General features: G+C 70.7%; 22 protein-coding genes. 11 read left to right on the forward strand and 11 right to left on the reverse strand.

Annotated features, from left to right (window positions below; translation table 11 throughout):
• The first annotated feature begins 16 nt into the window (after positions 1-16).
• Together ACZ6MZ_RS01900 and ACZ6MZ_RS01905 are read left to right on the forward strand one after the other, a co-directional pair.
• Entirely contained in the window at positions 17-670 is a 654-nt protein-coding gene (locus ACZ6MZ_RS01900; RefSeq protein ID WP_384179432.1) for a response regulator transcription factor, read from the forward strand.
• The gene (locus ACZ6MZ_RS01905) at positions 670-1,938 is read left to right on the forward strand and encodes a HAMP domain-containing sensor histidine kinase (protein WP_469349629.1); all 1,269 of its coding nucleotides are present in this window, start codon (positions 670-672) and stop codon (positions 1,936-1,938) included. The genes ACZ6MZ_RS01900 and ACZ6MZ_RS01905 overlap by 1 nt, the downstream gene beginning before the upstream one ends.
• A 51-nt stretch (positions 1,939-1,989) precedes the next feature.
• Here ACZ6MZ_RS01905 and ACZ6MZ_RS01910 read toward each other — a convergent pair whose 3' ends face one another.
• Positions 1,990-3,741 (reverse strand): VWA domain-containing protein, encoded by a 1,752-nt coding sequence (locus ACZ6MZ_RS01910; RefSeq protein ID WP_469349191.1) that lies wholly within the window; start codon positions 3,739-3,741, stop codon positions 1,990-1,992.
• A 389-nt stretch (positions 3,742-4,130) separates the two neighbouring features.
• Between ACZ6MZ_RS01910 and ACZ6MZ_RS01915 the strand changes: the two genes are divergently transcribed.
• The 3 genes from ACZ6MZ_RS01915 (at position 4,131) to ACZ6MZ_RS01925 (ending at position 7,339) form a co-directional block, all read left to right on the forward strand.
• On the forward strand, positions 4,131-6,194 hold the full coding sequence (locus ACZ6MZ_RS01915) for a PhoX family protein (RefSeq protein WP_469349193.1): 2,064 nt from the start codon (positions 4,131-4,133) through the stop codon (positions 6,192-6,194).
• A gap of 144 nt (positions 6,195-6,338) precedes the next feature.
• The gene (locus tag ACZ6MZ_RS01920; protein WP_469349194.1) at positions 6,339-6,746 is read left to right on the forward strand and encodes an RNA-binding S4 domain-containing protein; all 408 of its coding nucleotides are present in this window, start codon (positions 6,339-6,341) and stop codon (positions 6,744-6,746) included.
• Between the two features lie 113 nt (positions 6,747-6,859).
• Positions 6,860-7,339 (forward strand): ATP-binding protein, encoded by a 480-nt coding sequence (locus ACZ6MZ_RS01925; protein WP_469349196.1) that lies wholly within the window; start codon positions 6,860-6,862, stop codon positions 7,337-7,339.
• Here the strand turns inward: ACZ6MZ_RS01925 and ACZ6MZ_RS01930 are convergent.
• From ACZ6MZ_RS01930 to ACZ6MZ_RS01945, 4 genes are all read right to left on the reverse strand, one after another.
• Complete coding sequence (locus ACZ6MZ_RS01930) at positions 7,320-9,419, reverse strand: FUSC family protein (protein WP_469349198.1); 2,100 nt, start codon at positions 9,417-9,419, stop codon at positions 7,320-7,322. The genes ACZ6MZ_RS01925 and ACZ6MZ_RS01930 overlap by 20 nt on opposite strands.
• 88 nt (positions 9,420-9,507) lie before the next feature.
• Positions 9,508-9,765, reverse strand: a complete 258-nt coding sequence (locus ACZ6MZ_RS01935; RefSeq protein ID WP_384179113.1) for a DUF2630 family protein — start codon at positions 9,763-9,765, stop codon at positions 9,508-9,510.
• Between the two features lie 125 nt (positions 9,766-9,890).
• Positions 9,891-10,289: a DUF7144 family membrane protein gene (locus ACZ6MZ_RS01940; RefSeq protein ID WP_384179115.1), complete on the reverse strand. Its 399-nt coding sequence runs from the start codon at positions 10,287-10,289 to the stop codon at positions 9,891-9,893.
• A 275-nt stretch (positions 10,290-10,564) separates the two neighbouring features.
• Positions 10,565-11,449: a hypothetical protein gene (locus ACZ6MZ_RS01945; protein WP_469349201.1), complete on the reverse strand. Its 885-nt coding sequence runs from the start codon at positions 11,447-11,449 to the stop codon at positions 10,565-10,567.
• Positions 11,450-11,683: 234 nt separating this feature from the next.
• Between ACZ6MZ_RS01945 and ACZ6MZ_RS01950 the strand changes: the two genes are divergently transcribed.
• On the forward strand, positions 11,684-12,013 hold the full coding sequence (locus ACZ6MZ_RS01950) for a hypothetical protein (RefSeq protein WP_469349203.1): 330 nt from the start codon (positions 11,684-11,686) through the stop codon (positions 12,011-12,013).
• Positions 12,014-12,195: 182 nt separating this feature from the next.
• Positions 12,196-13,341, forward strand: a complete 1,146-nt coding sequence (locus tag ACZ6MZ_RS01955; RefSeq protein WP_469349205.1) for a MerR family transcriptional regulator — start codon at positions 12,196-12,198, stop codon at positions 13,339-13,341.
• 57 nt (positions 13,342-13,398) lie between these two features.
• Here the strand turns inward: ACZ6MZ_RS01955 and ACZ6MZ_RS01960 are convergent, their stop codons facing one another.
• The 4 genes from ACZ6MZ_RS01960 to ACZ6MZ_RS01975 form a co-directional block, all read right to left on the reverse strand.
• A complete protein-coding gene (locus tag ACZ6MZ_RS01960) occupies positions 13,399-13,839 on the reverse strand; it encodes a universal stress protein (RefSeq protein WP_469349207.1) in 441 nt (146 codons plus the stop codon).
• Between the two features lie 46 nt (positions 13,840-13,885).
• On the reverse strand, positions 13,886-14,533 hold the full coding sequence (locus tag ACZ6MZ_RS01965; RefSeq protein ID WP_389782298.1) for an FMN reductase: 648 nt from the start codon (positions 14,531-14,533) through the stop codon (positions 13,886-13,888).
• A 2-nt stretch (positions 14,534-14,535) separates the two neighbouring features.
• Entirely contained in the window at positions 14,536-15,630 is a 1,095-nt protein-coding gene (locus ACZ6MZ_RS01970) for an LLM class flavin-dependent oxidoreductase (RefSeq protein WP_469349630.1), read from the reverse strand.
• Positions 15,631-15,867: 237 nt separating this feature from the next.
• Positions 15,868-16,875, reverse strand: a complete 1,008-nt coding sequence (locus ACZ6MZ_RS01975; protein ID WP_469349209.1) for a polysaccharide deacetylase family protein — start codon at positions 16,873-16,875, stop codon at positions 15,868-15,870.
• Between the two features lie 201 nt (positions 16,876-17,076).
• On the opposite strand from ACZ6MZ_RS01975, the gene ACZ6MZ_RS01980 reads away from it, so the two are divergent.
• The 4 genes from ACZ6MZ_RS01980 (at position 17,077) to ACZ6MZ_RS01995 (ending at position 21,296) form a co-directional block, all read left to right on the forward strand.
• Entirely contained in the window at positions 17,077-18,693 is a 1,617-nt protein-coding gene (locus ACZ6MZ_RS01980) for a putative glycoside hydrolase (protein WP_389782294.1), read from the forward strand.
• Between the two features lie 201 nt (positions 18,694-18,894).
• Positions 18,895-20,109 carry an esterase/lipase family protein gene (locus tag ACZ6MZ_RS01985; RefSeq protein WP_469349212.1) on the forward strand — a complete coding sequence of 405 codons (1,215 nt, stop codon included), beginning with the start codon at positions 18,895-18,897 and terminating at the stop codon, positions 20,107-20,109.
• 126 nt (positions 20,110-20,235) lie between these two features.
• Positions 20,236-20,601, forward strand: coding sequence for an iron chaperone (locus ACZ6MZ_RS01990; protein ID WP_389782289.1), 366 nt, complete (start codon positions 20,236-20,238; stop codon positions 20,599-20,601).
• A gap of 47 nt (positions 20,602-20,648) precedes the next feature.
• Entirely contained in the window at positions 20,649-21,296 is a 648-nt protein-coding gene (locus ACZ6MZ_RS01995) for a CatB-related O-acetyltransferase (RefSeq protein ID WP_469349214.1), read from the forward strand.
• Between the two features lie 25 nt (positions 21,297-21,321).
• On the opposite strand, the gene helR is transcribed toward ACZ6MZ_RS01995, so the two are convergent.
• Together helR and ACZ6MZ_RS02005 are read right to left on the reverse strand one after the other, a co-directional pair.
• Complete coding sequence (helR, locus tag ACZ6MZ_RS02000; RefSeq protein ID WP_389782318.1) at positions 21,322-23,469, reverse strand: RNA polymerase recycling motor ATPase HelR; 2,148 nt, start codon at positions 23,467-23,469, stop codon at positions 21,322-21,324.
• A gap of 11 nt (positions 23,470-23,480) precedes the next feature.
• Entirely contained in the window at positions 23,481-24,713 is a 1,233-nt protein-coding gene (locus tag ACZ6MZ_RS02005) for a glycosyltransferase (RefSeq protein ID WP_469349215.1), read from the reverse strand.
• Positions 24,714-24,991 lie beyond the last annotated feature (278 nt).

The following is a 24,991-nucleotide window of genomic DNA, read 5'->3' on the forward strand; positions in this document are numbered from 1 at the left end:
GGCGGGGGACGAGGGTATGCGGGTACTGGTCGCCGAGGACGAGGAGGTCCTGGCCGAGCTGGTGGCCACCGGGCTGCGGCGGGCGGGATTCGCCGTCGACACGGTGTACAGCGGTGACGCGGCCCTCGCCTATCTGGGACTGCACGACTACGACGTGGTCGTCCTCGACCGCGATCTGCCGCGCGTCCACGGCGACGACGTCGCGCGCAAGCTGGTCGCCGAGTCGTCCCGTACGCGCATTCTGATGCTCACCGCGTCCGCGTCCATGGAGGAGCGGGTCGCGGGCCTCGACCTGGGCGCGGACGACTATCTGGGCAAGCCCTTCGAGTTCCCCGAGCTGGTCTCCCGGGTGCGCGCCCTGCGGCGGCGCAGCGCCAGGCCCGTACCGCCGCAGCTGGAGCGGCACGGGGTGCGGCTCGATTCCGTACGGCGGACGGCTTCGCGGGACGGGCAGCCGCTGGATCTCTCGCCCAAGGAGTTCTCCGTCCTGCAGATCCTGCTGGAGGCGGACGGGGCGCCGGTCTCGGCGGAAGAGCTGCTGGAGCGGGCCTGGGACGCGCACGCGGATCCGTTCACGGGCGCCGTCCGGGTCTGTCTGAGCAAGCTGCGGGGCAAGCTCGGCGATCCGCCGCTGATCCGTACGGTGCAGGGCGTGGGATACGCCCTGTGATGCGGCCGATAGGCGCGATACGCGCGGGCACGTGGCCCGCGCCGATCGCCGGCTCCACCATCCGTACCCGCATCGCGCTCATCTACGGCGGGGTCTTCGTCGTGCTCGGCGGCTGTCTGCTGACCGTGGTCAATCTGCTCTCCAACGCCGGTACGGAGAACGAGGCCGCGGCCATCGCCGCCCGGGTGGCGCCGGTCCCGGTGGCGCCCGCGCTGCCCGCCGCATCGGTGCGCGGGCTGATCACCGGGCGGCAGATCGCGCCGGTCACGGTCTACCAGGTCACCGACAACGTCAGCGACGCCGCCTCCCACGAGATGCTGTTCTGGTCGATCGCCGCGCTGCTGGTGATGGCGGCGTGCGCGGTGGGGGTCGGCTGGTGGACGGCGGGGCGGGTGCTGCGGCCGGTGCACGCGATGACGGCCAAGGCCCGTCGGCTCTCCGAGCGCAATCTCCATGAGCGGATCGGGGCGAGCGGTCCCGACGACGAGCTGAAGGAACTGGGCGACACGCTGGACGCGCTGCTGGCGCGGCTGCAGAAGGCCTTCGACAGCCAGCGCAGGTTCATCGCGAACGCCTCGCACGAGCTGCGGACCCCGCTGGCGACGCAGCGCGCCGCGATCCAGGTCGGTCTTGAGGACCTCTGCTCACCGGAGGAGCTGGCCCGTACGAAGCAGACCCTGCTCGACAACAACCGGCGCAGTGAGCAGCTCATCGAGGGACTGCTCGTGCTGGCGCGGAGCGAGCGCGAGGTCGAGGACCAGGAGCTGGTCGATCTGGGCGAGACGGTGGCGGAGGAGGCGGCTCGGTACGGCCTGTCCGCGTCCGGCGTGGACGGGGGCGCCGGCGCCGGTGCGGACGCGGGTGCCGGTGGGGACGCGGACGCGGACGCGGGTGCGGGTGCAGGTGCTGGTGCCGGTGGTTGCGTGGTGCGGGGGAACCGGCTGTTAATCGGTCAGTTGGTGGGAAACCTGCTGGCCAACGCGGTCTCGTACAACGTGCCCGGCGGGGCGGTGGAGATCTCCGTCCGCGGGTGCGTGCTCGTGGTGCGTAACAACGGTCCCGAGGTCGCCGAGGCGGACATCCCCGCGCTGTTCGAACCGTTCAGACGGGGTGAGGGCCGCGATCGGATGGGCCCGGGGGCGGGGCTCGGTCTCTCCATCGTGCGCTCGATCGCGGTGGCGCACGGGGGGACGGTCACGGCGGCGCCGGGCGGGCCCGGCGGGGGTCTGACGGTGACAGTGACGCTGCCGCCGGCCGCGCGTGACTGACGCGGGCCGACGGCAGCGGTCGGTTCATCTCGGTGCTTGTCGTTTGGTGCGTTACGGCTTCCAGCCGGCGAGCAGCTCGCGGTAGAGATCGGCGTCCGCGACCTCGCGGGGCGCCGGTCCCGCGTGGGTGAACCCGACGTTGTCCATCCCCAGCTTGCGCAGGAAGTCGAACGCCTTGGAGTCGTGCTCCCCGAACGCCACGAACGACCAGTAGAACGGCTTGCCCGCCACATCGATGAGCGCCTGCTTCGCGGGCTGCTTGGCGTCGGGCGCCCCGTCCGTCTGGAAGACGACGAGCACCGGCCCTTCGGCCCCCGACTTCTCGTGGTGCTCGACGACCTCTTCGACGGCCCGGTGGTAGCTGGTACGGCCCATGCGCCCGAAGCCGGCGTGCGCCGTGTCCACGACGCTCTCGTACGCGGTGAGAGCGAGGTCGGCCGTGCCGTCGATGTCGGTGGAGAAGAACACCGTGTGGACGACGGCCTTCTCGTCGAGGTGGGCGGCGAGGGCGAGCGTCTGCTCGGCGAGGTGCTGGGCGCTGCCGTCCTTGTAGTACGGCCGCATGGAGCCCGACCGGTCGAGAACGAGATACACGCTGGCGCGCTGCCCGTCGATCCCCCGGCCCTTGAGCGCGTCCCCGGCGGCTGCGTAGTGGTCGACGAGCCCGGGGGCGATGGCCTCCGGGCTCGGGGTGGACAGGGGCGCGGTCGCGGCGGCGGTCGCCGCTACGGGTACGGGCTCGGGCGCGGGTACGGGCTCGGGCGTGGGTACCGGCGTGGGTACGGGCTCGGGTTCGGCCGCCTCCGTGGTGTCGTCCGCGATGACCGGCTCGGGTGCCGGCGTGGCCACGGGCTCGGGCGCGATCTCCCGAGCCGCGGCGTTGTCGGCCTCAGCCGCGGTCTCCGCCTCAGGCGCAGCCTCGTCCGTGTCAGCAGCCACGACCTCAGGCTCGGTCTCGGCCACGACCTCAGCCACGACCTCAGGCTCGGTCTCGGCCACGACCTCAGCCACGACCTCAGGCTCGGTCTCGGCCACGACCTCAGGCTCGGTCTCAGGCTCGGTCTCGGCCACGACCTCAGGCTCGGTCTCGGCCTCCGGCGTCGTGGGGGCCGGAACGGCCGCCTCTGACGTGGTGGTTGGCTCCGGCGTGCTCTCCGGCTCGTTCTCCGGCTCGCTCTCCGGCGCCGGGGCGACCGGGTCCTCGGCGTCCGCCGGGACGACCGGGTCGGCCTCCGCCTGCGGGTTGTTCCTCGGGGCCGTAACGTCCACCGGCGGTACGGGCGTTGCCTCCGGCTCGGCGTCCGTCGCCGTCGTGTCAGCGGCAGTGTCTGCGGCGGCGGCAGCAGCAGCGTCAGCGTCAGCGTCTGCGGCAGCGGCCGGTTCCGGCTCCGCCGTCGTCTGTGCCGGGACCGTCGCTGACGGTGCGTCGTCGGTCGAGCGCGTCGTCTGCGCCGGGACGGTTCCGTCCTGCGCGGCCGGGCGGGGGTTGTCGAACGCCGCGGCCACCAGGTCCGCGGCCCCCTCCGCCGAGGACGACGCGCGGGCCGGCGCCGGCACGGTCACGCCCGAGTCGGCCGCAGCCGTACCCGTAGCCGTCGCCGTAGCGGTGCCCGCCGTTGTCTTCGTCGTCGTCTCCGTGGCCGCGACCGTCTCCGTGCCCGTACCCGTCTCCGGGTCCTTGGGCGCCGGCTTCGCCGACTCCGTACGGTCGGCCTGGGGCGGTACGGAGGCTGCCACCGACTCGTTGCGGTCCTCCGCACGGTCGCGTCCGAACACCTTGCGCAGCAAGCTCCGAATGCCCATATGCGAGGCCTTTCAGATGAGTTGGGTGCGGTGTCCGCCCCGCCGCCGGAGAGTCACGAAAAACGCGGCATCCCTGGCCAGGGCGGATACGTAAGGTTAGCGGCCGCTCGGAGTGATCTCCGGCAGGGGCGGCCAACGCGCACCCGGGCAGGTCAAGGGCCGACGACCGCCCCGCCGTCGTACGAGCCCTGCCCCGCCGTCGTACGAGCCCCGCGCCGGCCGCCGTACGAGCCCCGCTCCCCGGTCGCCCCACATTCATCGCCCGTTCACCCGGACGCCTCCGCCGTGCTGGGATCTCCACCTAGCGTCACCGCCGAGACATCCCGACACCCTGTCGGCTGTGTCGGCGCGGGGCGCGCGCCGAAACCACCCCATTCTCGGAGGCGAAAGTGCGCAAACTGCTGCCGCTGCTCAACTCTCACCCAGGCGGACGCTCCGCTCTGACCTGCCGCTACCGCTGCGGCGATGCCTGTTTCCACGAAGTACCCAACAAGAGTGACAACGAGTACGTCGGCGACGTCATCGCCGGTGCGCTGTCCCGCCGTTCCATGATGCGAGCCGCCGCCGTCGTGACGGTCGCCGCCGCCGCGGGCACCGCCGTCATCGGTGGCCCCGGTGACTCCCCGGCCGTCGCCGCCCCGCTCGGCACAGACGCCCACGCCAAGGGCAAGACCCCCACGGTGGACGGCGCCCGCGGCCTCCGCTTCACCCCCGTCGCCCCCAACACCGCCGACCAGGTGACCATCCCCTCCGGCTACAGCCAGAACGTCGTCATCCGCTGGGGTGACCCCATCCTGCGCGGTGCGCCGGACTTCAACCCGGACAAGCAGACCGCCAAGGCGCAGGCCGGCCAGTTCGGCTACAACAACGACTTCCTGAGCCTGCTCCCCCTCAAGGGCGAGCGCGGCCGCCAGGTCCTCGTGGCCAACCACGAGTACACCGACGAAATCCTCATGTTCAAGGGGTACGACCCCGCGAAGCCGACCCGCGAGCAGGTGGAGATCGCCTGGGCCGCCCACGGCCTCTCCGTCGTCGTGGTCGAGGAGGACCGCAAGAGCGGCAAGCTCACCGCCGTCACCCGCCACCAGCTCAACCGCCGTCTGACCGTCACCAGTGAGTTCGTTCTCACCGGACCGGCCGCGGGCAGCGACCTGCTGCGCACCTCGGCGGACCGTACGGGCAGCAGGGTCCGCGGCACGCTCAACAACTGCGGCGGCGGTACGACCCCCTGGGGCACCACGCTGCACGGCGAGGAGAACTTCAACCAGTACTTCGCCAACGGATCGAGCGCGACGGACCTGCGTTACGGCATCGGCACCGCCGCCACCGAGCGCAAGTGGGAGCTGTTCGACAAGCGCTTCGACCTCAAGCAGGAGCCCAACGAGGCCCACCGCTTCGGCTGGATCGTCGAACTGGACCCGTACGACCCGGACTCCACGCCCAAGAAGCGCACCGCCCTCGGCCGCTTCAAGCACGAGGCCGCGCAGCCGCGTCTCACCGCCGACGGCCGCCCCGTCGTGTACATGGGTGACGACGAGCGCTTCGACTACCTGTACAAGTTCGTCTCGTCGAAGCAGATGAAGAAGGGCAGCGGCCGCGCCGCCCACGAGCACAACCTCACGCTGCTCGACGAGGGCACGCTGTATGTCGCCAAGCTCACCGGTGACAGCCCGGCCGGCGAGTTCGACGGCACCGGCAAGCTCCCGAACGACGGCGAGTTCGACGGTTCCGGCGTCTGGATCCCGCTCGCCACCGGCGATGTGTCGCACGTTCCCGGCATGACCGCCGACGAGGTGTACGTCTTCACGCGCCTCGCGGGCGACAAGGTCGGCGCCACCAAGATGGACCGTCCCGAGGACGTCGAGCCGTCGCCGCGCACCGGCCGGGTCTACGTCGCGCTGACGAACAACACCGACCGCGGCAAGGCGGGCAAGGCGGGCGCCGACGAGGCCAACCCCCGTAACGCCAACAAGCACGGCCACATCCTGGAGCTCGCCGAGAACTGGGACGACCCGGCCGGCGACGGCTTCGCCTGGCGGCTCTTCCTGGTCGCGGGCGACCCGAAGGACCCCGCCACCTACTTCGCGGGCTTCCCCAAGGAGAAGGTCAGCCCGATCTCCTGCCCCGACAACGTCGCCTTCGACCCGCACGGCAACCTGTGGATCTCGACGGACGGCAATCAGCTCGGCACGCACGACGGCCTGTTCGGTGTCGCAACGCAGGGTGACCGGCGTGGTGAGCTCAAGCAGTTCCTGACCATGCCGAACGGTGCGGAGACCTGCGGGCCGATCGTTCAGGACCGCCGGGTCCTGGTCGCCGTGCAGCACCCGGGTGAGATCGACGGCGCGACCGTCGAGAAGCCGGCGAGCGCGTGGCCGGACGGACCGGGGAAGATCGTCCGCCCGTCGGTGGTCTCGGTCTGGCGCAAGGACGGCAGCGACATCGGCGTCTGACGCGCGAGGGTCGCGGGGTGGCGCCGACTCGGACCGGCGTCACCCCCCGTTGCTCCGACTCGGACGGGCGTCACCCCCCCCGTTCCTCCGACTCGGACGGGCGTCACCCCGTTCCTCCGGCCGATTCGCGTCTACCCTCGATACATGGCTTCTGACGCTGAGGTTCCGGGCAGTGGGACGGTACGGGTCGACAGCTGGATCTGGTCCGTACGGCTCACCAAGACACGCTCCCAGGCGGCCGCCGCCTGCCGCGCGGGCCATGTCCGCGTCAACGGTGACCGGGTCAAGCCCGCGCACACGCTCAAGTCCGGCGACGAGGTGCGCCTGCGGCACGCGGGCCGGGACAGGATCGTGGTGGTCTCGCGCATCGTACGGAAGCGGGTGGGCCCGCCGGTGGCGGTGGAGTGCTACGTGGACAACAGTCCCCCGCCCCCGCCGCGCGAACTGGTGACCCCCATCGCCCTGCGCGACCGAGGGGCCGGCCGCCCGACCAAGCGCGACCGCAGGGACCTGGACCGATTGCAGGATCGCCTGCTGGGGAGGTCCGACTGACGGTCCGGCCGAGGGTCCGACTGACGGTCCGACTGAGGGGTGCTCTTAAATCGCTCACAGTCATCTCTGCTGTACGGACAGTAAAAGTCCGTGCGGCAGGGAAGGTCAGTTCCATGAGCCACGACGGTGAACAGTGCGACCGGTACGACCAGTATGACCAGCGGCAACAGCGCGAACAGCACCAGCAGAACCAGCAGCGTGACCAGGACGCGCGGCATGTGACGTTCCGGCTGCCCTGTCACCCCCGTAGCGTGGGACGGGCGCGTGAGGTCCTCTGCCGGGACATGGACCTGCCCGGGGACTCCGGCGCGACCGCCGCTCTTCTTCTGTCGGAGCTCGTCACCAACGCCCTGCGCCACGGCAGTCCGCCCGGCCGGGAGATCGCCGTCAGCCTGCACCGTGCCGACGGGCTCCTCCGGCTGGAGGTCGAGGACGCCGGGGACTATCTGCCGCGGCCGCGGACCCCCGGTCTGGACGAGGAGTGCGGGCGGGGCCTCGCTCTTGTCTCCGCGCTCGCCGACGACTGGGGGGTGGCGCCCCGTCAGGGGCCGGGGAAGCGGGTCTGGGTGACGCTCAAGGTGTTCGGCCGGTGAGTCCGGTGGGCCCGGTGGGCCCGGTGAGGCCGGTCCGCCGTTGCGGGGACGCGATGGCCCGCGCCGCTTTCACCTCCTGGCGCAGCGGAGCGAGTACGCCCTTCTCGTCGCCCGCCAGCTCCGTCCGTACCTCGACCAGGACCTCGCTCGACCGCAGCGCGGCCGCCATGTCGCGCAGTTGGCGTTCGATGTCGGCGATCTCCGCCGGGGCGGGCGGCGGGGCTCCGTGGTTGACGCGGACGCGGGCCGCCGTCGTCGTGTCGACGATGCGTTCCACCGCGACGACCAGTGGCCACCAGGCCGCCGCCCGCGCTCCCATGGGCGGCGGCTCGGTCAGGGCCCGCTGGAATTCGGTGCGTACGACCGACAGATCGCGGTAGATACGGCGGCGCCTGCGCACCCGTTCGGCCTGGTCCGCCCGTTCGGCCCGGCGTGCCCGCCCACTCGTGACGCCGTCACCCGTGACGCCGTCACCCGTGGTGCCGAACGCGTACCGCGCGTACTCCGCCGCGTCCTCGACCGCGTCCGCGAGCCGGTCCCCGATCCGGGTGTGCCAGCTCTCCGGCCAGAGCAGATAGCCCGCGATCAGTGCGATCCCGCAGCCGATCATGCTGTCGATGAACCGGGTGAGGATCAGGCCGACGCCCTGGTGGCTGAGGAAATCGGAGAGCAGCAGGATGACCGGTGTGACGGCCGCCGTCTGGAAGGCGTACCCCTTCGCGGACACGGCGGGGACGATCGCGGCGAGGACGAGCATGGCCGGCACGTCCCACCAGCCGAGCGGTACTTCCGCCAGGACCGCCGCGGCGACGACGAGCCCCGCCACCGTGCCCACCGCGCGCAGTACGGCGCGCGAGAAGACCGAACCGAAGTCCGGTTTGAGGACGAAGGTGACCGTGAGGGTGATCCAGTACGAGCGTGGCACCGGCACCAGCGACACCAGCGCCTGCGCCAGTCCGATGCAGAGCGCGAGGCGCAGCCCGTACCGCCAGGAAGCCTCGGAGAGCAGGACATTGCGCGCCGCGCGGCGGGCGCGGATCCGCAGGGCGGCGGGGCGGCCGAGCCGGTCGTCGACGTTGTTGGGGTCGGGTTCGGCCTGGTACACGACGGACGCGGCGTGCCGGATCGCGCTGTCGACGGCGCGTTCGGAAGGGGTGCCCGGCGCGGGCAGGTCCAGCGCGGGATCGCCCGTACGGCCCTCGGCGACCGCGTCCGCCAACTCCCGTACGGCGGCCGGGACCGCGGCGAGCAGCGGGCGGCCGCGCAGATGGGCGGCGGGTGCTGCCTCGACCAGCGGGATGATCACATTCAGCTGGGTGAGCAGCCGTACGAGAGAACTGCGCCGGCCGTGGTCGCGGGCGCGCCGGGCGAGGACGACGTCGTACGCCTCGTTGAGGGAGAGGGTGACGGCCTGCCTTTTGGTGTCGTAGTCCGGACCGCCGGCGGCCTCCAGCAGATCGGCCAGTGCGCGGTACGTCCCGGCGACGGCGGCCCGTTCCTGCATCCGGCCGCGCACCGGCCAGGCCAGCAGCGTCATGACGAGGACGAACAGCCCGCCGACGCCGAGCAGCAGCGGGGCCGTCCACCACGGCTTCGGCAACGGAAGTCCCGCGCCCAGTACGGCGGTGAGCAGGAGCAGCAGACCGGAGGACGAGGCCACCGCGCCGATCGAGGAGATCATCCCGGAGATGAGCGCGATCAGGGTCAGTACCGCCACGGTCAGCCAGCCCTGCCCGAAGACGAGCGTGCCGAGCGTGATGCCTAGGGCGCCGAAGAACTGGGAGACGGCGATGGTGAGGAGCCGCATCCGGTACGCGTCGGCGGTGTCGCTTATGACGCCGTACAGCGCGCCCATCGACACGAGCGCGCCGTAGGCGGGCCGGTCGACGGCGAGGCCGGCCGCGAGGGGTACGGCCAGGGCGACGGAGGCGCGGGCGGCGGCGGCCCAGGGGATGGGGGCGGGCTTCGGGCGCAGACTCGCGAGCAGCCACTCGGGCGGGGACAGCCGGCCCGCCTGCCGGCGCCGGCCTTTGTCGCGCGGCGATCGGTCGCCGTCGCGCGGGTCCTCAGGTTCTCCCATGGGCGACACACTGACGTATGGGGTGGAGAAACGTCAGCTCTGTCCGCCGTGGGTGACCGGGTCTGTCCGCCGTGGGTGACCGGGCGGCTCAGCCTTGGTATCCCTCGACCTCGCTCGGCGGGCGGACCGCCGCCTCGTCCGGGTTCTCGCCGAACTCCGACTTGGCGCGGCGCTGCCGCAGCAGGTCCCAGCACTGGTCGAGCCGGACTTCGACGGAGCGCAGCCGCGCCTGCTCCTCGTCCGCGAGGCCGAGATGCTGGGTCGAGCGTTCGCGCAGATGGCGTTCTTCGGCGACGAGGGCGCCGATGTCGTCGAGGATCTCGTCGTTGTTGCCGGTGGCGTTCATGACTGCTCGGCCTCCCTTGCGACGGTATGGGCCTTTGGGGACAGCAGCGGTGGCTGCTGTCCCCAAAGGCCCATAGCGTGTCGTCGGGTTGAACCCGTTCGTATGCGGATTGCGGTTCGGGACGTCTAGGTTCGGGCTGTATGGGACGTTACGCGGTCGGTGGTCAGCGCCCAGATCACGAACGCCGAGAGGGCCATGCCGACGACCGCCCAGACGGGCTGGTAGGGCAGGTAGAGGAACTGAGCCACGAGGTTCAGCGCCGCGAATGCGATACCTGCGTACCGTGCCCAGGGGACGCGCATGAGAATGGCCAGACCGGTGACGGCGACCAGGACGCCTATCGCCAGATGGATCCAGCCCCACGACGTCAGGTTGAAGGTGTAGGCGTAGCCGGTGACGCGGTTGAGGAAGGCGTCATGGCTGATGGCGACTATGCCCTGAAGGATGTTCGTGACCCCAGAGACCAGCATGAGGACACCGGCGAAGAACGCTCCGCCTGTGGCCCAGGCTGCCTTCTTTCCCATGTGAGCTCCGGTGCCTGCGCCAGTGCCGGTGCCCATGTTCATGCCTGCGCCGGCTCCTTGTCCGGTACCGCCGGTTCCTGCGCCTGTGCCCATGCCCGTTCCGGGGGGCCGATGTGTTGTGTTCTGGCTCATAACCCCATGGTGCTCCAAATGACACAAAAGGGACATTCGACCGGGTGGGATCGGTATAAAGATTCAGTAAAGTCCGGTGAGGGATGCCCGTGGCGCCGCGTTGAACCGGTCCGGATGTTCCAGGTGCGGCAGCTGGGCCGCCGTCAGGAGCGGTCCGGCGCACCCGCCCCCGCGGACACCGGGGTACGCCCCGGGGGAGCCGGCCGGCCCCGCCGCAGCAGGCCCGTGAGCCCGGCGGCCAGAGCGAGGACGAGCCCGACGGCGAGGACGATCCAGGCCGTCGCGCGGAGCGAGTCGGTCAGCGCGTTGTAGATCGCGGCGGCCGCCGACCGGTCACCGTTGTCCGGCAGTTCTTCGAGGATGGTCCCGCGCGCCACCATGACGACGACGGCCAGCAGAACCGCGCCGACCGCGAGGGCGAGCCCGACGCCGATCAGCGCCCGGCGCCGGCGCACCGCGAGCAGCACGGCGAGGGCCGTGAGCACCACCGTCCCCACGGCCAGCCAGATCCCGGCCGCGCGGAGCCCCTGGATGACATCGCGCCAGACCCCGAGCCCGTTGGCCTCCAGGACCGTGATGGTGCTGTGCCGCACGGGGATCCGGTTGGCGAACGGCACCGAGTCCTTGATCAGCTGCGCCTTCACCTGTTCGGTGATGGGCGCCAGATCGATGGTCACCCTGCTGCCGCCGCCGTTGGTCAGAACCTGCTCGGCGGCGGTGTGCGCGGCGCGGCTCGCGGTCTTCCACGCGGACTTGAATGCCTCGGTGGTGGAGAAGGACAGCACGGCCTCGTGCAGCAGAGTACGGACCTGGTCCTGGAGCGGCCCCAGGTCGATCTGCGTCATGACCCCGTCGGTGATCCGTTTGGCGACGGCGGTCTGTACGTCGGTGTCGGAGGCGAGCGGTGCCATGGCGGAGACGAAGCGGTCGGCGTTGTTGATCTCCAGATCGGCCCAGGCCGCGATGGCGCTCAACGGAGTGAGGACCGCCAGCAGGGCGATCAGCGCCGTGGAAAGGAAGGTCCGCACGTCTCCAGGGAACGCGGAGCGGGCGGTGGGCGCGAGCGGTGCGCCGCCGACCCGGTGAGGGGCCACGGGTTGCCGCGCGTGACGGGCGGGTGTGCCCTGGAGAAGAGGGGGATGTGAGGGAAGGAGTTCCCCGCCATGGCTACACATGCGCCGATGCCCGCGCGGCACCACGCCCCTCCACGCATCCGTCCACGCGCCTCACGGCCCGTCTCACGGCGCGCTTCTCCACTCACCTTGGGGCTGGCTGTCCTGCTGGGCCTCATCTACGGCGCGTACGCGGCCTTCATCGCCCGCGGCGGCGGAGCGGCCACGTACGGACAGCTCGCCCTGGGTCTGATCTCCGCGGCGGCGATGGGCATACTGATCTACGGCCTCGTCCAGATGGGCCGCATGCTGCCCAGGGAACTGCGCGCCGGAGCCTGGGGGCTCCTGGTCGGCGGGTCGATGGGGTTCCTCTACAGCCTCACCGGACACAGCGTGCTGCTGTCGTCGGGAATCGGCCTGGCCATCGGTGCCGGCGCCATCATCGTGACGTTCTACGTCTTCTACACGAGAGACACCTGACCAGACGCCCCCCGCCCCCCACCGTGCGGCCCGCCGGATCGTATCCCGCGGGCCGCTCCTCCGCGTGTGACCTCTCTCAGCCTCTGCGTAGAGTCGCCGATCGCGCTCGTGCTTGACCTTCCTCCCTGGGGAAGCGCCAGCATCGGTCGGGCCGGGCGAGGTGCCCGGCATGAGGAGGAAGCATGGGTTCGCTGACGATCGGTGCGTTCGCCCGTGCGTCCAGGCTGTCCGCGAAGGCGCTGCGCCGCTACGACGAGCTGGGGTTGCTGCGGCCGGCTCGCGTCGACCCGTACACCGGCTACCGGTACTACGACGAGACGCAGTTGGAGCGTGCCCGGCTGGTGGCGTGGCTCCGGCGCATCGGGATGCCGCTGGCCCGTATCGGCGACGTGTGCGATCTCTACGAGACGGACGCGGCCGCGGCGGGCCGGGATGTCCGGGCGTACTGGGCTCGGGTGGAGGCGGAGACCGCCGCCCGCCGGGACCTGGCGACCTTCCTCATCGACCATCTGTCGGGGCTTCCGGCAGGGAAGGACGCTGCTGCCATGTCATCTGATGGGAACGCTCCCCTCGGGATCCGTTACGCGGCTCGCTCGGACCGAGGTCTGGTCCGGGAGACCAACCAGGACGCGGCGTATGCCGGGTCGCGGCTGCTCGCCGTCGCGGACGGCTACGGGGGCGAGGGGGCGCACGCCAGTACGGCCGCGATCGAGGCGCTGAAGTCGCTGGCGGGTCCGTCGCCGGCGGGTCCGGATTGGGGCTCGGACACGGGGTCGTCGGGCTCGGGGCGGGGAGTGGGCCCGCTGCCGGGCGGGGATCTGCTCAACGCGCTGGCGGAGTCCGTGGAAGGGGTGAACCGAGCCGTGAACGGCCTGGCCGATTCCGGTACGACGCTCACCGCCATGCTGTGGACCGGCTCGCAGCTGGCGCTGGTCCATATCGGCGACACGCGCGCGTATCTGCTGCGGGACGGGGAGTTCTTCCAGATCACGCACGACCACTCGGTAGTGCAGTCGATGATCGACGAAGGCACTCTCAGCGCCGAGGAGGCAGCCTCGCACCCGCAGCGGGCCATGCTGCTGAGGGCGCTGGACGGCAGTGCGGGCCTCGCCCGCCCCGATCTGCGGCTGCATGACGCGCGGGCGGGCGACCGCTATCTGCTCTGCTCCGACGGACTCTTCGCGGCGGTGCCTCCGGAGGCGATCCGGGACGTCGTCACCACGGCCGACGGCCCCGAACCAGCGGTCCGGGACCTGATCGACCTGGCTCGACGCGCGGGCGGGCCGGACAATATCGCCTGCGTCGTCGCCGACGTGTCGGCGCTCTGACGGCGCCCCGCGGCGGGGTGCGGCCCCTGCTCCACCACGCCCACCCAGGAGCCGGTGTCAGTCTTCGGTGGCTTCTCCGCGGACCACGACCACCGGGCAGGTCGCGTGCTGGGTGACGTGGAGGCTGACCGAGCCCAGTAGGGCCGCGCGGAAGCCGCTGTAGCCGCGGTCGCCGACCACCAGGAGGGCCGCTCCCTCGGCGGTTTCCAGCAGGGCCTGGGCGGCGGGGCCGCCGACGACGTGGCGCTCGACCGCGGCCGCGACGTCCGGGGCCAGGGTCTTTTCCAGCGCCTCGTCCAGGATCTGCCGGGCCAGCTGCTCCGGGTCGAACTCCGGCGGGGTGCCCGGCATCATCGCCGCCCAGCCGGTCGCCGGGTACTCCCAGCCGATCACGGCGCTCACCTGGTCGCCGGTCAGCCTCGCCTGCCGTACGGCCCAGCGCAGCGCCTTCAGGGAAGGTTCCGAGCCGTCGACGCCGACCACGATCCTGCTGCTCATGACGCTCCTCCTGCTGATCGTTCATCTCGTGCCACTGCGGACAAACCTACGCAAGGTCCGCGAGGAGCCGTTCGAAGGGCACCACATCGTCCCCCTCTTCGCTCTCCTGTCCCTTCTGCCCCGTAGGGGTGGTCTCAGGCGCCCGCCCCCGCAGCAGCGCGGCGAACTCGCCGCCGGCCCGGTCGATCCTGGCCGGCAGCCCGCCCGCGTACGCGTCGGCGCCCGCGCCCCAGTCGTCGGTCGCGGCGAAGACTGCGGTCGGCAGCGTCAGCGCGTGCAGATACGAGAACAGCGGGCGCATCGCGTGCTCCACCGCGAGCGAGTGACGCGCGGTGCCGCCGGTCGCCGCGAGCAGTACGGGCGTACCGCGCAGCGCGTCCGGCTCGACCAGGTCGAAGAACGACTTGAACAGTCCGCTGTACGAAGCCGCGAAGACCGGGCTCACGACGATCAGGCCGTCCGCCCCGGTCACCGTCTCCAGCGCCGCGCGCAGCGCGGCCGCCGGGAAGCCGGTGACCAGGTTGTTCGCTATGTCGACGGCCAGATCGCGCAGTTCGACGACTGTGACCTCCGCCTTGCGGTCCTCGGCGGCCAGCTCCCGTACGGTCGCCTCCGCCAGCCGGCCGGCCAGCAGCCTGGTCGACGACGGCTTGCTCAGCCCGGCCGAGACGGCGACGAGCTTCAAGGGCTCCATGGTCAGACCTCCTTCGAGACGATGTCCGGCGTCGACGCGACCGCGGCCGGGTGGACAGGTCCTGCCGGGACTCCGGCCGGCCGCAGCGCCGCGAACTCCTTGCGCAGCACCGGTACGACCTCCTCGCCGAGCAGGTCCAGCTGCTCGAGCACGGTCTTCAGCGGCAGCCCCGCGTGGTCCATCAGGAACAGCTGGCGCTGGTAGTCGCCGAAGGAGTCACGGAAGGCCAGGGTCTTCTCGATGACCTCCTGCGGACTGCCCACGACCAGGGGCGTCTGCTCGGTGAACTCCTCCAGCGAGGGCCCGTGCCCGTACACCGGCGCGTTGTCGAAGTACGGACGGAATTCCCGTACCGCGTCCTGCGAGTTCTTACGGATGAACGCCTGGCCGCCCAGGCCGACGATCGCCTGCTCGGGCGTGCCGTGTCCGTAGTGCGCGTACCGCTTCCGGTAGAGGCGGATCAGCTTCTGGAAGTGCTCCTTGGGCCAGAAGATGTTGTTGGCGAAGAAGCCGTCTCCGTAGTACGCGGCCTGCTCGGCGATCTCGGGCGAGCGGATCGAGCCGTGCCAGACGAACGGCGGGGTGCCGTCCAGCGGCCGGGGCGTGGAGGTGAAGCCCTGGAGCGGCGTACGGAACTTGCCCTCCCAGTCGACGACGTCCTCCCGCCACAGCTTGTGCAGCAGCGCGTACTTCTCGATGGCGAGCGGTATGCCCTGGCGGATGTCCTCGCCGAACCACGGATAGACCGGCCCGGTGTTCCCGCGCCCCATCATCAGGTCGACGCGCCCGTCGGCCAGGTGCTGGAGCATCGCGAAGTCCTCGGCGATCTTCACCGGGTCGTTGGTGGTGATCAGCGTGGTGGAGGTGGAGAGGATCAGCCGCTCGGTGGTGGCCGCGATGTAGCCGAGCATGGTGGTGGGGGAGGAGGGGACGAAGGGCGGGTTGTGGTGCTCGCCGGTGGCGAAGACGTCCAGTCCGACTTCCTCCGCCTTCTGCGCGATGGCGACCATCGCCTTGATCCGCTCGTGCTCGGTCGGCGTACGTCCGGTGGTCGGGTCGGCCGTGACATCACCGACGCTGAAGATCCCGAACTGCATCGCGCTCACCCCTCGAATTCCAGATAGTTGAAACTTGAACTGTCCGCTACAACGGTAAGCCCCCGACCGCTATTCCCGGGCCCCGGGGCGTACGGGGAAACGACGAAGCGGCACTACCTCGCGCCAGTGGTTCATGGAGGCGCTGAACGAGGTAGTGCCGCGATATCGGAATCTGACAGGGCTCGAAGCCCGGGACAGGGGCCTGGGGCCCGGGACAGGGGCCCAGTACGGCAGGGCTTAGTACGGCTTGGCCCGCTTCGCGAAGGCCGGCGCCATATTGTCCTGCGAGGCGCGGGGGAAGGCGACCGTGTTCGGATCCCCGTCCGAGACGTACCAGCTCTTCCCGGCGGCGAGCTTGTCCAGCCACCGGGACGAACCGAACTCGGCGTCCGCGTCCTTCGGCCCCGCCGAGCGGATCCGCGGGATCGCGTCGGGCGTGAACGCCTTGGCGAACGGCGAGACCGAGGGGTTGGCCCCCACGAGGTACACCCCGTCGTAGCGGTAGCCCGTTCCCCGCGCGGCGACCTCGGCCGGCTGGGGCATGGCCCCGAAGGGCAGGGCGAGGGACGTGACCTGGTTTCCGGGCGCGGACTTCAGGATCGCCTGCTGTCCGGCAGCGATGGCCTGCGTGGCGCCCGCCTGGTCCAGGGAGCGCAGGTTCTGGTGGCGGTCGGTGTGGTTGCCGACCTCGCACCCGTGCTCCTTCAGCCAGGTCAGCGCCTTGGCGGAACCGGTGGCCGAGAAGGCGTCCGCGTTGACGAAGAAGGTCGCCACCGGCTTGAACGTGGGGTACTTCTTCGCCGTCTCCGTGAGGATGGCGATGGCCGTGTCCGGCGCCGGGGTGCCGTCCTGGGCCAGGCGCACCTGACTGTTGGTCGAGTCGTCGAACGTGAGGACCACCGGGTGTGTTCCGGCCGGGATGTCGATGCGGCCCGTCTGGAAGTCCCGGGCGGTGACCGGTACGTACTTCTCCCGGGCGAGGCGCTCCAGCTCGGCCCGGAAATCGGCCGGGGTGCGGTCATAGACGCTGGCCGGCTTCGCGGTGAGCTGGTGGTACATCAGCACCGGCACCTGGCCGAGCTCGTCGGCGCCGACCTCCGCCGGATCTTTCGCGGCGGCGGGGCTGGCGGCGGCCGAGGCGGCGGCCTGCCCTTCCCCGGCGGACGGTGACGACCCCGGGGAACAGCCCGAGGCGAGCAGGGCGGCGCCTGCCAGGGCGCAGAGCGGGACGAGCGGGTGGCGCATGAGGGACCTCCAAGGCGAACGTGTCGCGCCATCCCTACCGGCGGCGGGAGCCCCCGTACCGCACCGTCCCCTGGATGGCGCAGTCACCACGCCGGGGCCGCACGGGGCCGTTCGTGTGAAATCCGGTCAGAACAGGAGGACCGGCACGCCGTACGGCAATCAATGGAAGGACCCACCCGGCACAGCCCGAAGGACGTCATGATGGCCACGAGACACATATCGAACTACGCCTCCTCCTACCGTCCCCGCCGTCGTTCCCGCCAGCGCGCCCTGATAGTCACGGCCGGCGCGCTCGCACTGGCCGGAGTGGGCTGGACCTTCCTCGCGCCGGGACCGGGCGTGCAGGGTCTCACCGACGGCGCCGTCCTCGACGGGCGCAAGGCCGCCCAGGTCAGCGTCTACCTCAACGCCAAGGACGCCGGCAGTCCGGACAAGGTGCGCGCCACCTTCAACGGCGCGCGGGTTCCCGTCACAGCGGAGGGCGCCCGTCTGAAGGTCGCCCTCCCGCGGCTGGCCGAGGGCAAGCACTCCCTGGTGGTGGAGGGCGACAGCAGCCTCCCCTTCGCCTCCTACCGGGAGGTCGTGGACTTCACCGTGGACGCCACCGCTCCCGACCTGAAGGTGACCGACCCCGAGGTCAAGGACGCCGCCGGCCCCGTGACCATCGCCGGCAAGGCCGCCACCGACGCCCAGGTGACCGTCGACGGCAAGAAGGTCTCCGTCGACAAGGCCGGGGCCTTCAAGATCACGGTGCCCAAGGGCACCCCCCTCGTGACGGTCACCGCCGTGGACCGCGCCGGAAACACCACCACCAAGGCCGTGTCAGCCCGGGGCCGTCGCCCCATGATCCGTGCCGCGCACATCACCGCCATCGGCTGGGGCAACGACACCCTGCGCGGCAACATCCTCGCCCTGGTCCGCAGCGGCAAGCTCAACGCCGTACAGCTGGACGTCAAGGACGAGGACGGCGAGGTCGGTTACGCCTCCCAGGTGCCGCTGGCCCGTCAGATCGGCGCGGCCAAGGGCTACTACGACGCCCGCAAGGCGATAGCCGAAATCCACGCGGCCGGCGCCCAGGTCATCGGCCGCATCGTCGCCTTCCGCGACCACAAGCTCGCCGCGGCGGCCTGGAAGTCCGGCAAGCGCGACCAGATCGTGCTGACCCCCGCCGGAGAGCCCTACGGCGGCGGCCAGTACGGAGCCCTGTCCTTCACCAACTTCGCCAACCCCACGGTCCGCAAGTACAACCAGGACCTCGCCGTCGAAGCGTCTCAGCTCGGCTTCGACGACATCCTCTACGACTACGTGCGCCGCCCCGACGGCCCGCTGGCGCAGATGCGCTTCCCGGGCATCGGGTCCGCCACGCCCGAGCAGTCCATCACCTCGTTCGTCGCCGACACCCGGACCGCGATGCGCCCGCACGCCAAGTACCTCGGTGTCTCGGTCTTCGGCATAGCCGCCACCCGGCCCACCGAGATCGCCCAGGACATCGCGGCCCTGGTCAAGGTCAGCGACTACATCGCGCCGATGGTCTACCCGTCCCACTGGGGACCGGGGGAGTACGGCGTCGCCAACCCCGACACCGCCCCGTACGCGATCGTGCAGCGCTCGCTCGCCGACTTCGCCCGCCAGACGAAGGGCACCCAGACCGAGGTCGTCCCGTGGCTCCAGGACTTCTCGATGGGCAGCACCTACGGGCCGGCCCAGGTGGCCGAACAGATCAAGGGCGCGGCGGCCAACAAGATGAACTCCTTCATCCTCTGGAACGCCGGCGCCCGCTACCAGGGTGCGGCGCTCCAGCAGATCGCCGCGCGCTGACGCGGCGCGTCGAGGAGGTGTAGTTCCTGGTGGCAGAGGCGAACTGGCGGCAGACCGCCGGTTCGCCTCTGCCCGGTCGGCGGGGCGGGGGTTTTAACAGGTGATCGACCGACTGGATGACTATGACCCGTAAATATATGGTTGATAACGCTTTGTGCCTGATCATGGAGATTCCTTGCCATTCGTATGAGAGGGACATCCATGGCGGACAATCAGCTCGACCGGGCCAAGCAGGCCGTTGGACCGATCGGCCTCGTCACCCCGGTGGGCGCCACGGCCGCCACCCGGGCGCCGGCGCCGGACGAGGAGTGGGAGCTGCCGAACGGCAGTGCCAGGGTCTACTACGGCGAGGGAAGTGACGGGATCTCCGCCCCGGTCCTTCTGGCCGACGGGTTCAACCTGGGGCCGACCGACCACGACTGGCTGTGGGCCGGGCTGGAGAACGGGCAGTTCCCGTTCATCAGCCGGCTTCGGGCCCGGGGGCGGACCGTCGTCCTCCTGGGGTTCGACGAGCGCAGCGCGTCGATCCTGGACAACGCCCAGACCATGATCGCGGCCATCCAGCGCACCAACGCCGAGCAGCGCGGCGACACCCCGCTGCTGGTCGGCGGCTTCAGCATGGGCGGCATGGTCGCCCGGTACGCGCTCGCCAAGCTGGAGCACGAGGGAATCGACCACCGCACGCAGGTGTACCTCTCCTACGACACCCCGCACCGTGGTGCGTGGGTGCCGATCGGGCTCCAGGCGTTCGCGCAGTACGTGGCGCCGCTCGACGACACCTACGCCCGGCAGATCAACAGTGACGCCTCCCAGCAGATGCTGTGGCGTCATCTGGACGCGGTCGACGGCACCCCGCGGGAGAGCGTGAAGCGCACCGAATTCCTGCGCGCGCTCCATGATGTCGGCGGGTGGCCCCGCAGGCCGCGCACGCTGGGCATCGCCAACGGCGCCGGGAACGGGCAGGGCAACCAGGTCCCGGCCGGAAAGGACGCGCTCAGCTGCGCCGGGCCGTTCTTCGACCAGACACGGCTGATCACCCAGGCGCGTGGCAGCAAGGTGACGGTCGGGGAGCTGGCCGGCGTGCTGGGCGGCCCGCACACGGTGACCACCAGCGGATTCCCCGAGCTCGACGGTGCGCCGGGCGGCACGCTGGAGTCCTTCGGGATCCTCGGCGACACCCTGGAGTCCTTCGGGGAGAAGATCGACCTGCCCTACCGTTCGGCGTGCTTCGTGCCGTCCGTCAGCGCGGTCGCGGTACGCGATCTCGACCGGCAGGAGGACCTGTACGTCGACATCGACAGCCTGTCGCCGGAGGAGAGCGAGCTGGACGAGTTCGTCCTCTCCGCGACCAATGACCCGCACACCCTGATGACCGAAGAGCTCGGTAACTGGATCCTGGAGCGCCTGCCGAGCTGATTGTGTGATCCCGCGGGCTTGAAGCCGACGGCGTTCCTGGGGCGGGAGACCGGATTGACGGTCGTACCCAGGAACGTCCGGCCACTACCACCACCGCCGGTCCGGCATAAGCCATAAGCTCGCCGCATGGTGCGGAGCGAGGCAGAAGATGTCGACGGTTACCTGGCCGAGGTCCCGGAAGAACGCAAGGACGCGCTGACCGGGCTGCGGGCGCTGTGCCGCGCGGAGCTCAAGGGGTTCAGCGAGGTCATGGCGTACGGGATGCCCGCGTACGAGCGGGACGGAGTCACCGAGATCGCCTTCGCGAGCCAGAAGCAGTACGTCTCCTTCTACCTCATGCGGAGCGACGTCCGCGAGGCGTTCGACGAGCGGCTCGCCGGGCAGGACATGGGCAAGGGCTGTCTCCGTTTCCGTAAGCCGGAGAAGATCGACTTCGATCTGGTACGGGATCTGCTGAGGGCCACCGCGGCCCGCCCGGGCACGATCTGCTGAGATCATGAGCGGCAACACGCTTACAGACCAGCTGGAGTGATGCCGCCGTGAGCCCCGTTCCCCCCGACCCCTCCGTGCTCAACCCGATACCCGGACAGTCGCGTGTGGTGCTCCTGAAGCCTCTGGTGACGTCCCCGCTGATCGAGGTGGGTGAGTACTCCTACTACGACGATCCCGATGAGCCGACGGCTTTCGAGACCCGCAACGTGCTCTACCACTACGGTCCGGAAAAGCTGGTCATCGGGAAGTTCTGCGCGCTGGGCACCGGGGTGCGGTTCCTCATGAACGGCGCCAACCACCGTATGGACGGCCCCTCGACGTTCCCCTTCCCCATCATGGGCGGCGCCTGGGCCGAGCACGTCGACCTCATCACCGGCCTGCCCGGCCGCGGGGACACCGTGGTCGGCAACGACGTCTGGTTCGGCTACCGCGCCATGGTGATGCCGGGAGTCACCATCGGCCACGGCGCGATCATCGCCTCCGGCGCGGTCGTCGTCGACGACGTCCCCGACTACGGCATCGCCGGCGGCAACCCGGCCAAGCTCATCCGTACCCGCTACAGCGAGCAGGACATCGCCCGCCTGCTCGCTCTGGCCTGGTGGGACTGGCCCGCCGAGCACCTCACCACGCATCTGCGCACCCTCATGTCCGGCAGTGTCGACGCCCTCGAAGCCGCCGCCCCGGCCGGCAGGTGACAGCCCGGCACCCGTCCGGCCGGCGTCAGGGGCTGGTGAGGATGACGAGTTGCTGGGTCGCCCGGGTCATCGCGACATAGCGGTCGACCGCTCCTTCGACGCCCTCGCCGAACGCCTCCGGGTCGATGAGGACGACCAGGTCGAATTCGAGCCCCTTCGACAGTTCCGGGGTCAGCGACCGGACGCGGGACGTCGTCCGGAAGGTGGGATCGCCGATGACGCAGGCGATCCCGTCGGCATGTGCGGCGAGCCAGGTGTCGAGGACCGCGCTCAGATCCGCGGCGGATCCGTGGACGACGGGGACGCCGCCGCTGCGGATCGAGGTCGGCACGTTGGCGTCCGGGAGTACGGCCCGGATGACCGGCTCGGCCTCCGCCATGATCTCTTCCGGCGTCCGGTAGTTGATGCTCAGGGAGGCCAGGGTGATCCGGCCGAGCCCGATCCGTTCGAGCCGTTCCCGCCACGACTCCGTGAACCCGTGCCTGGCCTGGGCACGGTCCCCGACGATGGTGAAGCTCCGGGACGGGCACCGGAGCAGCAGCATCTGCCACTCCGCGTCGGTCAGTTCCTGGGCCTCATCCACGACGATGTGCGCGAACGGGCCGGCGAGCAGGTCCGGTTCGGCGCTGGGCGATGCGCTCTCGTCGACCAGGGAGTCCTTCATGTCCTGTCCGTGCAGCATCGTCAGCACACCTTCACCGTCGTCATCCGCCTGCAGCAGGACATCGACGACCTTGGCCATCTGCTCGCGTTCGGCGGCGACAAAGGCGTGATGCCGGCGCTTACGTCGTGACTCCTCCGGGTCGCCGAGCCGCTGCCGGGCCGCGTCCAGGAGCGGCAGGTCGGACACCGTCCAGGCCTGGGCGTCCGCGCGCCGCAGCAGCGCTACGTCATCGGGGCCGAGCCAGGGAGCGCACTTGCGCAGGTAGGCGGGTACCGACCACAGGTCTCCGACGAGGTCTGCCGCTTCGAGCAGCGGCCACGCGTGGTTGAAGGCCGTGAGCAGTTCCCTGTTCCGCGGCAGCGACTTACGGAGCGGGCCGGCCGAGGCGTCGTCGTCGTGCTTGTCCACCAGGATCGTGAGCAGCTCCTCCCAGACCTGGTCGCGCGCCTCGTTGTGCGGAGTACCGGCTTCCGCCGCTTCGAACGCCACGGCCCAGTCGTCGGCGCTCAGCCAGATGTCGGACCAGTGGGTCGTGACCGTCATCCCCTTGGTGGGCGGCTCCTCGTAGAACCTGACGGCCGTCTCGATCGCCTTCACCAGATTCGCGGACGACTTCAGGCGGGCCACGTCCGGGTCGGTCTCGACCGCTGCCGCCGCTCCCTCGGCGACGAGGTCCCGCAGGGTGCAGGTCTGCACGCCCTCCTCCCCGAGGCTGGGGAGCACGTCGGCGACATAGCCCAGGTAGGGCTGGTGCGGACCGACGAACAGCACGCCGCCCCGGCGGTGACCGAGACGGGGGTCGGAGTAGAGGAGGTAGGCGGAGCGGTGCAGAGCGACGACGGTCTTCCCCGTACCCGGACCGCCGTCGACGACGAGAGCGCCACGGGATCCCGCGCGGATGATGGCGTCCTGGTCGGCCTGGATGGTGCCGAGCACGTCTCGCATCCGCGGCGACCGGTTGCTGCCCAGGCCGGCGATGAAGGCGGACTGGTCGTCGAGCGCGGCGTGCCCGGCGAACCCGTCCGAGGTGAACACCTCGTCCCAGTAGTCGCTGATCTGGCCGCGGGTCCAGCGATACCTGCGGCGGCTCGCCAGCTCCATCGGGTTGGCGTGGGTGGCTCCGAAGAACGGCTCGGCCGCGGGGGAGCGCCAGTCGAGCAGCAGCCGGCGGCCCGTGCTGTCCGTAAGGCCGAGTCGTCCGACGTACACGGGCTCGGGGCTGTCCGCGCCGACCATGTGTCCGAGGCACAGGTCCAGACCGAAGCGACGCAGGGCGCGCAGGCGAGCGGTCAGCCGGTGGATCTCCACGTCCCGGTCCATCGCCTGCCGGCCTGCGCCGCCGGGCGCCCTGCGCTCGGCATCGAGGAGGTCGGACAGCTCGGCGATCGACTGTTCGAGGCACTCCGCGATGGCCGCGAAGTGCTGCTCGTCGCCGGCGATCAGTGTCGGGTCGGCCTTGGGGGAGAGGCGGTCGGGAAGGTCGAACGCGCTGGTGGTCAGGGGGTTCATGTCCAGTGGGTTCATGTCCTCAGCTCCGATTGACCGCAGCTCCGATTGACCGCGTCGAGCAGCAGCTTCGCAGCCACCGCCGCCCCGTCGGTGCGGATCGTGCCGGCCACGGCGGTCGCTCGTGCGCGGGTTTCCGGGGTCAGGGTCGTTCTGAGCGCGGCTGACAGGGACTCGGTGGTCGGAGTCGGACCGTCGTGTGCCGCGCCGATGCCCAGGTCGGCCACCCGGTCCGCCCAGTACAGCTGGTCCCCGGCCTGGGGTACCACCACCTGAGGAGCGCCGGCCCGGCCGGCCGTCGTGGTCGTCCCCGCGCCGCCGTGGTGCACGACGGCGGCCACCCGGCCGAACAGTGCCTGCTGGTTGACCTCGCCGACGACGAAGCAGTCGTCCTGGTTGTCGATCAGGGCCAGGCCCGCCCAGCCGCGCCCGACGAGTGCGCGGCGGCCCTGCGCGCGGATCGCCTCGACGGCCACCCGGGTGACCTCCTGCGAGACGAGGCACATGCTGCCGAAGCCGACGTACACCGGTGGGGCGCCGGCGTCCAGGAACGCCACCAGCTCGTCAGGGAGCGGGCGTTCGTCCGGCAGGATCCACGCACCGGTGTGTACGACATCGAGGTCCGAGGTCTCCGGCCACGGGCCCAGGGTCGGGTCCGCCACCAGCCACGGCTGGTCGGTGAGCATGAAGGTGCGGACGTCGTCCACCGGCGGCAGACCGATCGAGGCCCGGTGGGTGTTGAGCGCCGGGCCGTGCAGCGTGTTGAAGCTCTGGGCGTTCAGCTCCCACAGCGCCCGGTTGTCGGTCACCTCCGGCGGAAACGGCCCGTCCGGCAGCAGCCCCGCCGGCGGCGCGTGGTGCGGCGACGGCAGAATGAACGGGCAGAAGGTCGCGTACACATAAGGAATGCCCAGCTTCTCGGCCGCCGACCGCGAGGCGAAAAGCGCTAACCCGGTCGCCACGAGGGCGTCACATCCCTCGGCCGCCGCGGTGATGGGGTCGAACTGCGCGGCCAGCTCGGCCACGCGCCGGGAGGCGTCCGCCGCCGATGACGGTCGCACCATCGAGCCCATCGGCCGGCCGATCGGCACCAGCGGCACACCGGCACCGGCCAGCAGCTCCACGAACTCCTGGTCCGGCGGCGCGCACATCCGCGCCTCCGCGCCGAGCTCCCGCAACCGCACCGCGAGTCCCACCATCGGCTCGACGTCCCCGCGCGACCCGTACGTCGACAACAGCACACGCATTTCGCGATTCCCATTTCCGTAAATTCTGGCCTCGATGGGAGATTCTGCGGTACGACCAGGGTCTTGCCGCAAGCCCCCCGGTGCGCTATAAGTTAAGAGTGGAAAGGAGTGGGTACTCCTCTTTTCCCTCCTCGTCCGCTCTGGACGGCCACCTTCCTCGCGAATCGGCAGCGCGCCGCGTACGGCGGTTTTGCCCGCGCCGCAGCCGATATCGAGCGCGTCTATCCGCGATCGGTCAGGAATGGAGAAGCGAAAGCTGCCCCCCCGCCCGTAGCGTG

The organism is Streptomyces sp. NPDC042201 (assembly GCF_055582185.1).

Bases quoted from the DNA above. Each gene is read 5' to 3' on its own strand.
- ACZ6MZ_RS01900 (WP_384179432.1), top strand. From the start codon at position 17: ATGCGGGTACTGGTCGCCGAGGACGAGGAGGTCCTGGCCGAGCTGGTG.
- ACZ6MZ_RS01905 (WP_469349629.1), top strand. From the start codon at position 670: ATGCGGCCGATAGGCGCGATACGCGCGGGCACGTGGCCCGCGCCGATC.
- ACZ6MZ_RS01910 (WP_469349191.1), bottom strand. From the start codon at position 3,741: ATGGGCATTCGGAGCTTGCTGCGCAAGGTGTTCGGACGCGACCGTGCG.
- ACZ6MZ_RS01920 (WP_469349194.1), top strand. From the start codon at position 6,339: ATGGCTTCTGACGCTGAGGTTCCGGGCAGTGGGACGGTACGGGTCGAC.
- ACZ6MZ_RS01925 (WP_469349196.1), top strand. From the start codon at position 6,860: ATGAGCCACGACGGTGAACAGTGCGACCGGTACGACCAGTATGACCAG.
- ACZ6MZ_RS01930 (WP_469349198.1), bottom strand. From the start codon at position 9,419: ATGGGAGAACCTGAGGACCCGCGCGACGGCGACCGATCGCCGCGCGAC.
- ACZ6MZ_RS01935 (WP_384179113.1), bottom strand. From the start codon at position 9,765: ATGAACGCCACCGGCAACAACGACGAGATCCTCGACGACATCGGCGCC.
- ACZ6MZ_RS01940 (WP_384179115.1), bottom strand. From the start codon at position 10,289: ATGGGAAAGAAGGCAGCCTGGGCCACAGGCGGAGCGTTCTTCGCCGGT.
- ACZ6MZ_RS01955 (WP_469349205.1), top strand. From the start codon at position 12,196: ATGGGTTCGCTGACGATCGGTGCGTTCGCCCGTGCGTCCAGGCTGTCC.
- ACZ6MZ_RS01960 (WP_469349207.1), bottom strand. From the start codon at position 13,839: ATGAGCAGCAGGATCGTGGTCGGCGTCGACGGCTCGGAACCTTCCCTG.
- ACZ6MZ_RS01965 (WP_389782298.1), bottom strand. From the start codon at position 14,533: ATGGAGCCCTTGAAGCTCGTCGCCGTCTCGGCCGGGCTGAGCAAGCCG.
- ACZ6MZ_RS01970 (WP_469349630.1), bottom strand. From the start codon at position 15,630: ATGCAGTTCGGGATCTTCAGCGTCGGTGATGTCACGGCCGACCCGACC.
- ACZ6MZ_RS01975 (WP_469349209.1), bottom strand. From the start codon at position 16,875: ATGCGCCACCCGCTCGTCCCGCTCTGCGCCCTGGCAGGCGCCGCCCTG.
- ACZ6MZ_RS01980 (WP_389782294.1), top strand. From the start codon at position 17,077: ATGGCCACGAGACACATATCGAACTACGCCTCCTCCTACCGTCCCCGC.
- ACZ6MZ_RS01985 (WP_469349212.1), top strand. From the start codon at position 18,895: ATGGCGGACAATCAGCTCGACCGGGCCAAGCAGGCCGTTGGACCGATC.
- ACZ6MZ_RS01990 (WP_389782289.1), top strand. From the start codon at position 20,236: ATGGTGCGGAGCGAGGCAGAAGATGTCGACGGTTACCTGGCCGAGGTC.
- helR (WP_389782318.1), bottom strand. From the start codon at position 23,469: ATGAACCCCCTGACCACCAGCGCGTTCGACCTTCCCGACCGCCTCTCC.
- ACZ6MZ_RS02005 (WP_469349215.1), bottom strand. From the start codon at position 24,713: ATGCGTGTGCTGTTGTCGACGTACGGGTCGCGCGGGGACGTCGAGCCG.